Origin of the sequence: Cellulomonas fimi (genome assembly GCF_028527925.1) — a bacterium.
Taxonomy (GTDB): Bacteria; Actinomycetota; Actinomycetes; order Actinomycetales; family Cellulomonadaceae; genus Cellulomonas; species Cellulomonas fimi_C.
Genome location: NZ_JAPESW010000005.1, coordinates 132,341 through 140,378, shown reverse-complemented (window position 1 = coordinate 140,378; position 8,038 = coordinate 132,341). Strand labels below are relative to the sequence as shown.

At 73.8% G+C, this 8,038-nt stretch carries 9 protein-coding genes and 3 tRNA genes; 7 read left to right on the top strand and 5 right to left on the bottom strand.

From position 1 onward, the window contains the following. Window positions 1-580 (top strand): ferredoxin--NADP reductase domain-containing protein (locus tag OMK64_RS04400; RefSeq protein ID WP_524536911.1); only part of this gene is annotated, 580 nt, incomplete at its 5' end. Window positions 581-761: 181 nt separating this feature from the next. Here the strand turns inward: OMK64_RS04400 and OMK64_RS04395 are convergent. The 3 genes from OMK64_RS04395 to OMK64_RS04385 are packed head-to-tail and all read right to left on the bottom strand — an operon-like array spanning window position 762 to window position 3,243. Next, window positions 762-1,511, bottom strand: coding sequence for an amino acid ABC transporter ATP-binding protein (locus OMK64_RS04395; RefSeq protein WP_272726765.1), 750 nt, complete (start codon window positions 1,509-1,511; stop codon window positions 762-764). Continuing rightward, window positions 1,508-2,398 carry an amino acid ABC transporter permease gene (locus OMK64_RS04390; RefSeq protein ID WP_272726763.1) on the bottom strand — a complete coding sequence of 297 codons (891 nt, stop codon included), beginning with the start codon at window positions 2,396-2,398 and terminating at the stop codon, window positions 1,508-1,510. Before OMK64_RS04390 ends, OMK64_RS04395 begins: the two co-directional genes overlap by 4 nt. Then, window positions 2,395-3,243: an ABC transporter substrate-binding protein gene (locus OMK64_RS04385; RefSeq protein WP_272726761.1), complete on the bottom strand. Its 849-nt coding sequence runs from the start codon at window positions 3,241-3,243 to the stop codon at window positions 2,395-2,397. The genes OMK64_RS04390 and OMK64_RS04385 overlap by 4 nt, the downstream gene beginning before the upstream one ends. 141 nt (window positions 3,244-3,384) lie before the next feature. Between OMK64_RS04385 and htpX the strand changes: the two genes are divergently transcribed. Continuing rightward, the gene (gene htpX / locus OMK64_RS04380; RefSeq protein ID WP_272726760.1) at window positions 3,385-4,269 is read left to right on the top strand and encodes a zinc metalloprotease HtpX; all 885 of its coding nucleotides are present in this window, start codon (window positions 3,385-3,387) and stop codon (window positions 4,267-4,269) included. Window positions 4,270-4,473: 204 nt separating this feature from the next. Then, complete coding sequence (locus OMK64_RS04375) at window positions 4,474-5,643, top strand: FAD-dependent oxidoreductase (RefSeq protein ID WP_272726758.1); 1,170 nt, start codon at window positions 4,474-4,476, stop codon at window positions 5,641-5,643. A 103-nt stretch (window positions 5,644-5,746) separates the two neighbouring features. Here OMK64_RS04375 and OMK64_RS04370 read toward each other — a convergent pair whose 3' ends face one another. Continuing rightward, window positions 5,747-6,244, bottom strand: coding sequence for a YajQ family cyclic di-GMP-binding protein (locus OMK64_RS04370; protein WP_272726756.1), 498 nt, complete (start codon window positions 6,242-6,244; stop codon window positions 5,747-5,749). Window positions 6,245-6,426: 182 nt separating this feature from the next. Between OMK64_RS04370 and OMK64_RS04365 the strand changes: the two genes are divergently transcribed. Next, window positions 6,427-6,508: transfer RNA gene (locus OMK64_RS04365), tRNA-Tyr, on the top strand. A gap of 261 nt (window positions 6,509-6,769) precedes the next feature. Here the strand turns inward: OMK64_RS04365 and OMK64_RS04360 are convergent. Beyond that, a complete protein-coding gene (locus tag OMK64_RS04360) occupies window positions 6,770-7,237 on the bottom strand; it encodes a hypothetical protein (RefSeq protein WP_272726754.1) in 468 nt (155 codons plus the stop codon). A gap of 208 nt (window positions 7,238-7,445) precedes the next feature. Here OMK64_RS04360 and OMK64_RS04355 point away from each other — a divergent pair. The 3 genes from OMK64_RS04355 (at window position 7,446) to rpmG (ending at window position 7,897) form a co-directional block, all read left to right on the top strand. Next, window positions 7,446-7,518, top strand: a tRNA-Thr gene (locus OMK64_RS04355). A gap of 50 nt (window positions 7,519-7,568) precedes the next feature. Further along, a tRNA-Met gene (locus OMK64_RS04350) sits at window positions 7,569-7,642 on the top strand. A gap of 84 nt (window positions 7,643-7,726) precedes the next feature. Beyond that, entirely contained in the window at window positions 7,727-7,897 is a 171-nt protein-coding gene (gene rpmG / locus OMK64_RS04345; protein ID WP_124341451.1) for a 50S ribosomal protein L33, read from the top strand. Window positions 7,898-8,038: the final 141 nt, after the last annotated feature.

Below are 8,038 nucleotides of genomic sequence, written 5' to 3'. Positions count from 1 at the left end.
CTTCCTGCACAAGCCGGTCGAGGTGCTGGGCGAGGACGGCAAGGTCGTCGGGCTGCGCACCGAGCGCACCGCGCTCAACGGTGACGGCAACGTCACCGGCACCGGCCAGACGCACGACTGGCCCGTCCAGGCCGTGTACCGGGCGGTCGGCTACTTCGGCTCGCCGCTCGTCGACATCCCGTTCGACGACGTCGCGGGCGTGATCCCGAACCGCGAGGGCCGCGTCGTGGACGTCGACGGCGAGCACATCCCCGGCGTCTACGCGACGGGCTGGATCAAGCGCGGCCCGGTCGGCCTCATCGGCCACACCAAGTCGGACGCGTCGGAGACGATCCGCCACCTCGGCGAGGACGTCGCCGCGGGCGGTGACGCGTTCTACAGCGCGACCGAGCGCGAGCCGAAGGCCGTCGACGAGTTCCTCGCCGCGCGGGGCGTCGACGTCATCACGTGGACCGGCTGGGAGCTGCTCGACGCGTGGGAGAAGTCCCTCGGCGAGCCGCACGGCCGCGAGCGCGTCAAGGTCGTCCCGCGTGAGGACATGGTCGCGATCTCGCTCGGCCGCAGCCTGCCGACCGCCTGACCCGCACGCAGCGCGTCACGAGGCCCGGCCCCCGCGAGGGGTGCCGGGCCTCGTCACGTCGGGGGGGACGGCGGGACGTCCGGCGCGATGAGGCCCGAGGAGTGCGGGGACGCGTCGCGTCGGCGGCGGGGCCTCCGGCGATCACGCCCGTGGCGACGTGCCGGCCGCGCGCGCCGGCGCGTCAGGCGTGCAGCCGTCGCAGGAACTCGCGCGTGCGCTCCTCCTGCGGGTCCCCGAGCACCTGCGCGGCGGTCCCGCGCTCGTGCACGCGCCCGGCGTGCAGGAAGCAGACCTCGTCGGCGACCTCGCGCGCGAACCCCATCTCGTGCGTCGCGACGACCATCGTGAGCCCGGTCGACTTGAGCTCGACGAGCAGGTCGAGCACCTCGCCGACGAGCTCGGGGTCGAGCGCGCTCGTGACCTCGTCGAGCAGCATGACGGCGGGCCTGCCGAGCAGCGCGCGGGCGATCGCGACGCGCTGCTGCTGCCCGCCGGACAGCTCGTCGGGGAAGGACCGCGCCTTGTCGGCGAGCCCGACGCGCTCGAGGACGGCCATCGCCTCGGCCTCGGCCTGGGGTCGCGGCGTGCGGTGCACGAGTCGCGGCGCGAGCGTGACGTTGTCGAGCACGCGCAGGTGCGGGAACAGGTTGTACGACTGGAACACCATGCCGATGCGCGCCCGCACGGCGTTCGCGTCGAGGCGCGGGTCGGTGATGTCCTGCCCCTCGAGCTCGATGACGCCGTCGTCGACGTCCTCCAGGAGGTCGACGCACCGCAGGAGGGTGGACTTGCCCGACCCGGACGCGCCGATGAGCACGACGACGCGGTGCGCCTCGACGTCGAGCGAGAGGTCGTCGAGCACGACGTGGTCGCCGAACGTCTTGCGCAGCCCGCGGACGCGCAGCAGCGGTGCGGCGTTCGTCGCGGTCACCGCAGCGCCCCGCCGCCCGCGAGCGCACCTTGCGCGCCGAGCCAGCCGGAACGGCGGGCGAGCGCGTCGGTGAACCGCGTGAGCGGGATGGTGAGCAGCACGAACAGCACGCCGGCGACGACGTACGGCGTGAAGTTGGCGTAGCGCGCGGTCTCGATCTGCGCGGCGCGGACGGCGTCGATCGCGCCGAGGATCGAGATGAGCCCGGAGTCCTTGGACAGGGCCACGAGGTCGTTGAGCAGCGGCGGCACGACGCGCCGGACGGCCTGCGGGAGGACGACGTGCCGCATCGCCTGCCCGCGCGTGAGCCCGAGCGACCGGGCGGCGGCGACCTGCGAGGGGTGCACGGACTCGATCCCGGCGCGGAACACCTCGGCGACGTACGCGGAGTAGGTGAGCACGAGCGCGAGGCCGCCGAGCACGACCGCCGACGTCGGGACGCCCTGCAGCCGCAGCCCGGGCAGGCCGAACCCGACGAGCAGCAGCACGAGGATGAGCGGCAGCCCGCGGAACACGTCGACGTAGCCCGTCGCGAGCGCCCGCAGCGGGAAGAACACGGGTCCGCGCAGCGTGCGCGCGAGCGCGAGGCCGAGCGCGACGACGACGATCACGACCGCGCACACCGCCATGACCCGGATGTTGAGCCACAGGCCCTCGAGCACCGCGGGCAGCGACGCGCGCGCGACCTCCGGGTCGAAGAACGACGCCTTGACCCGTGGCCACCCGGGCGACGAGACGAGGCCGAGCACCGCGACGGCGGTCAGCGCGATCGTCGAGACGACCGCCACGGCCGTCGACCGGCGCGCCCGGGAGCGCCGGTAGGCGTCCCGGGCGCGCTGGTGCTCCGACGGCTCCCAGGCGACCGGGGCCGCCGCTCCGGTCGTCACTTCAGGACGGGTGCGCCCGCGGCGTCGGTCAGCCACTGCGCCTCGAGCTCGGCGAGCGTGCCGTCCTCGCGCAGCGCGTCGACCGCGGCGGACACGTCGGCGGTGAGCGGGCTGTCGAGGTCGAGCACGAGGCCGAACTGGTCGCCGCCCGCGCTGCCCGGGAGCTGGCCGATGAGGAGGCCGCCGTCGAGCTCGGCCGCGGTGACGTAGAGCGCGGTCGGCAGGTCGACGACGATCGCGTCCACGAGCCCGGACGTGAGGGCCTGCTTGACCTGGTCGTTGTCGTTGAACGGCGAGACGGGCGTCGTCGGCGCGATCGTGTTCTGCGCGGCGGTGAGGCTCGTCGTCCCGACCATGGCGCCGATCCGCACGTCCTTGAGGTCGGCGAGCGACGTGGCGTCGGCGGCGGGGGAGCCCTCGAGCGTCACGACGGCCTGCGTCGTCTCGTAGTACGGGGACGAGAACGCGAGGTTCTGCTTGCGCTCGTCGCTGATGGACACCTGGTTGATCGCGAAGTCGAAGTCCTTCGCGCCCGGCGCGATGATCTGGTCGAAGCTCGCGGTGGTCCACTCGACCTGGTCGGCGTCGTAGCCGAGCTGCTCGGCGACCGCGTACGCGACCGCCGACTCGAAGCCCTCGCCGCTGCTCGGGTCGTTGTCGACGACCCACGGCTCGTAGGCCGGGTCGGACGTGGCGATCGTCAGCACGCCGTCCTTCACGGTGGCGAGCCCGTCGGCGGTCGAGGTCGCGTCCCCGGTCGGCTCGTCGTCGACGGGCGCACAGGCCGCGACCGCGAGCGTGGCGACGAGGGCGACGGTCAGGGCGGTCCAGCGGGCTGTGCGCATCACGGGCTCCGGGGCTCAGGAGGGGTGGTGGGTGCGTCGTCGGCGTCGTCGGCGGGACGTGGAGCACACAATACGAGGGAACCTGCGGGTCGCGGCCCGCGTTGGTCGGGTGCGAGACGCGGGAAGGAACGGGTGCGCACGATGGGACACCAGCACTTCAACGGGCTGAAGACGGCGGCGCTGTTCGGGGCCCTGTGGGCGGTGCTGCTCGGCATCGGGTGGCTGCTCGGCGGCGGCACGCCGAAGTACCTGCTGATCTTCGCGGGCCTGGGCCTCGTGATGACCGCCTACTCGTACTGGAACTCCGACAAGATCGCGATCCGCGCGATGCGGGCGCGCCCCGTGAGCGAGATCGAGCAGCCCGCGATGTACCGCATCGTCCGTGAGCTCTCGACGCAGGCCCGCCAGCCGATGCCGCGGCTGTACGTGTCGCCGACGGCCGCACCGAACGCGTTCGCGACCGGCCGCAACCCGCAGAACGCGGCCGTGTGCTGCACCGAGGGCATCCTCCACCTGCTCGACGAGCGCGAGCTGCGCGGCGTCCTCGGCCACGAGCTCATGCACGTCTACAACCGCGACATCCTCACGTCCTCGGTCGCGGCCGCCGTCGCGGGCGTCATCACGTCGCTCGCGCAGTTCGCGCTGTTCTTCGGCGGGGGCTCCGACCGCGACCGCGGCGGCAACCCGCTCGCCGGCCTGCTGCTGGCGTTCCTCGCGCCGCTCGCGGCGACGCTCATCCAGCTCGCGATCAGCCGCACGCGCGAGTACGACGCCGACGAGGACGGTGCCCGCCTGACCGGCGACCCGCTGGCGCTCGCGTCGGCGCTGCGCAAGCTCGAGTCCGGCACGAAGGCGCGCCCGCTGCCGCAGGACCGCGAGCTCGTCGACGTCTCCCACCTGATGATCGCCAACCCCTTCTCGGGCCAGGGGCTCGCCAAGATGTTCGCGACCCACCCGCCGATGGCCGAGCGGATCGCGCGGCTGGAGAAGCAGGCGGGCATCACGGGCGGGATCACGCGCTACTGAGCGCTCGACGGCCGGGCGCGCGCCCACCCGTCCGGGCGAGGACGCGAGCGACGGCGGCCGGACCGATGAGGGCGACGACGAGGGGGCGGCGCAGCTGCGGTTGCTCCCGGTCTCTCCTCGCGGACAGGCAGGTACGCGAATCGGGACGAATCCCTAGAATCTGCCCCGCGACGGGGCACGGTGTCACGCGCGGGAGGGGACGACGTGACGCGCGACCGGTACGACGTCGTGGTGGTGGGAGCGGGCGCGACGGGCTCCGCGACGGCGTGGGCGCTCGCGCGGCGAGGTCGACGCGTGCTGCTGCTCGACCGCGCGGAGGAGCCGCCGGCGCACGGCCGCGACGTCGTGCGTCCGGGCCATGCCGACGTCGCCCGCTGCCACCTCGCGCTGCTCAGCCACCAGTGGTGGAACGTCCTCGAGCACGAGGCGGGCGAGCGACTGGTCGAGCCGACCGGCTGCGTCGAGCACGGCCCCGTCGAGGCGCTCCGGCCGCTCGTCGAGACGCTGCTCGTCACGTCGGTCCCGTTCGAGTACCTCACCGGTCCCGAGGCGGAGCAGCGCTGGCCCGGCATGCGGTTCGACGACCGCGCCGTCGTGCAGCCGGCGGCGGGCGTCGCCGATGTCGCCGCGACCCACGCGGCGCTGCGCCGGCAGGCCGTCTCGCACGGTGCCGACCTCGCGCTCGGCGCCGACGTCCGGCGGGTCGAGGTCCTGGACGACGGCGCGCGCGTGCACGTCGACGCCGGCGACCACGTCGACGCGTCCGTCGTGGTCGTCTGCGCGGGTGCGGCGTCCGCCGCCGTGCTCGAGGGGGTCGTCGACCTTCCGCCCGCGCAGGTCGTCCGCGAGACCCGTCTCCGGGCGGATCACGTGGAAGCGCTCTCGTCGACGGCGCGCCCGTGGCCTGCGTTCGTCCACCGCGCGGACCCCGTGGCGCACCGCTCCGCGCGCGGCGAGCTCGGTCCTGACGCCGGCTACCCGGCGCTGCGCGTGCGCGGCGAGCCGACGGCGCAGGGCGTCGAGCTCGCGCACCGCACGGCGCCGGCGCCGCTCGGGTCGGACCCCGCGGCTGAGGACGGGGTCGCGGCCGACCTGCTCGCGTACGCCGCGCAGTGCCTTCCGGGCGTCACGCTGGACGGTGCCGAGCCGTCGGTGGCCGAGCGGGCCGCCGGGCCGCTCGTGCTGGACCGCGTCGGGCGCGTCGTCGTGGGGCTGGGGACGGGCGTGCACGGCGTCGCGCTCGCGCCCGGCATCGGGCAGGTGCTCGCCGACCTCGCGGAGGACGGCCTGGGGGTGCCGCGCCAGGTGGGGGCCGACGAGGACGAGCTCGACCGCAGCCGCTTCTCGCTCGCGGCGCTCGCGACGTCCGTCTGACCTGCCGGGCCTGGCCCCTCCGGCCGCGCGGGCGGAGGGCGGTCGGGAACTCTCGGGTGTGCGCCGGCGGCGAGCGGTGGCCCGTCCGCCGCCGGCGCGGGTGTCAGCGGTAGTTGACGAACTGGAGCGCGGCGTCGACGTCCGCGCCCTTGAGCAGCGCGATGACGGCCTGCAGGTCGTCGCGGCTCTTGCCCGTGACCCGCAGCTCGTCGCCCTGGATCTGCGTCTTGACGTTCTTCGGACCCTCGTCGCGCACGATCTTCGCGAGCTTCTTCGCGACCTCGCTCGACAGGCCCTCCTTGATGGCCCCCGCGAGGCGGTACTCCTTGCCCGACGGCTTGGGCTCGCGGTCGCCGACGTCGAGCGACTTGAGCGAGATCCCGCGCTTGATGAGCTTCGACTCGAACACGTCCAGCACCGCGAGCACGCGCTCGGCGGAGTTCGCGACCATGAGGACCGACTCGCCGCTCCACGTGATCGACGCGCCGACGCCCTTGAAGTCGTACCGCTGGGCGATCTCCTTCGCCGCCTGGTTCAGCGCGTTGTCGACCTCCTGACGGTCGACCTTGCTGACGACGTCGAACGACGACTCGCTCGCCATGTGCTCTCCTCCTGCCGCCCCGGGCGTGCGCCGGGACTCGTGTCTCGCCGCGCCCGTCGGGCGTCGGCCGTCCGTCCCCGGGGGCCGTTTCGTCAGCACCCCTCGGGAGTTGCTATCCTTCCACCCGCGCGCTGCTCGCGGCGGCCGGCCTCCGGGTCGACCCCGCGCGGTGTGCGATCCCTGGCGGGTTACCCGAGCGGCCAAAGGGGGCTGACTGTAAATCAGCTGGCACAGCCTACGGGGGTTCGAATCCCTCACCCGCCACGGTGCGAGAGCCCGGACTGCGACTGCGGTCCGGGCTCTCGTCGTCTTCCGCACCGGTCGTCGACTTCCGCACCGGTCGTCGTCCTCCGCACCGGTCGCCGTGCGGAGCGGCCGGGGCGTCGGGTCCGGGGCGGCGCGTGGGCCCGGCGGGCGTTCGGTGCGGCACGGTCGGGCCCCGGGACGTCGACGTACCGCGGTCCGGGGACGACGACGGCGGGGCACCCCGAGGGTGCCCCGCCGGTCGGGGGGAGTGGTGACGGGTCAGGACGCCTTGGCGCAGGTGTAGGTGCCCTCGAGGATGGAGACCGTCGCGCCCTCGTAGAGGGTGTCGAACGCGCCGGCGTCCTCGGCGGTCGCGAAGGCCACGCCCACGCCGAGCGGGTCCGCGTAGCCCGTGAGCCCGCCGAGCTGCTCCTCGGCGCCGCTCTGGCACGCGGGGTCCCAGGGGAGCGTCGTGTACCCCGCGGCGGCGAGGGCGTCGATGGTCGGCTGCAGCTTCTCCGGGCCCTCCGACGACTCGGCGACGTCGGTCCAGACGACGAAGAACGAGTCCTCGGCGGTGGCCGGGTCGATCGCGGTGGGCCAGGCGAGCGTCGCGGCGGTGCCGTCGCCGCCGCCGGCGTCGGGAGTCGCGGTCTCGTCGTCGGAACCGGTGCACGCCGCGGTGCCGAGGACGACCGCGGCGGCGAGCAGGAGGGCAGCGGCGGTGCTGCGGGGTGTTCGGCGCATGGGCGGGATCCTGACACCGGACAAACCGCCCTGGCGACGAGACGAATCGTTTAAGCAACAGCGCTCGGGCGCCGGTCCTCGAGTGCCGGTCGAGTGGTCGGTCGTGGTCGTCGTCGCAGGTCGTGCCGCGGTCGCAGGGGCGCCGTGGCGACCGTCACCGGGCTGGATTTCGCAGCCAGGCACTCGCCCGTGTAACCTTGCACGCGCTGCCCCGATAGCTCAGTCGGCAGAGCGTCTCCATGGTAAGGAGAAGGTCAAGGGTTCGATTCCCTTTCGGGGCTCTGTGGTGTGTCCGGGGCCGTGGCGTCAGCCGCGGCCCGGGACCATCCGAGGCGGGGTAGCTCAGCTGGTCAGAGCGCACGACTCATAATCGTGAGGTCGCGGGTTCAAGCCCCGCTCCCGCTACAGCCAGTGTGACCCAGGCGATGCGTCGGTCGGCGCGTCGTGGACAGCAGAACGCAGGCGCCGTCCAGGCGCGAGGAGAAGACCATGGCCAGCAAGAGCGCGGACGTCCGCCCGAAGATCACGCTCGCCTGCACGGAGTGCAAGGAGCGGAACTACATCACGAAGAAGAACCGTCGGAACGACCCCGACCGGCTCGAGATGAAGAAGTACTGCCCGCGCGACAACCGGCACACGGTCCACCGCGAGACCCGCTGAGCCGCGCCCCACGGGGCCGCAGGACTCCAGGCACGCCCCCGGCTCCGCGCCGGCGGGCGTGCTTGTGCTTTGAGCACCGAGCAGGACCGGGCACCGAGCGGGACTGAAGGTCGAGCGGGACTGAGGGTCGAGCAGGACCGA

What these genes read in the sequence shown, in the direction of transcription:
- OMK64_RS04385 (WP_272726761.1), bottom strand. Translation starts at nt 3,243, where the DNA reads ATGCGCACAGCCCGCTGGACCGCCCTGACCGTCGCCCTCGTCGCCACG.
- htpX (WP_272726760.1), top strand. Translation starts at nt 3,385, where the DNA reads ATGGGACACCAGCACTTCAACGGGCTGAAGACGGCGGCGCTGTTCGGG.
- OMK64_RS04370 (WP_272726756.1), bottom strand. Translation starts at nt 6,244, where the DNA reads ATGGCGAGCGAGTCGTCGTTCGACGTCGTCAGCAAGGTCGACCGTCAG.
- OMK64_RS04360 (WP_272726754.1), bottom strand. Translation starts at nt 7,237, where the DNA reads ATGCGCCGAACACCCCGCAGCACCGCCGCTGCCCTCCTGCTCGCCGCC.
- rpmG (WP_124341451.1), top strand. Translation starts at nt 7,727, where the DNA reads ATGGCCAGCAAGAGCGCGGACGTCCGCCCGAAGATCACGCTCGCCTGC.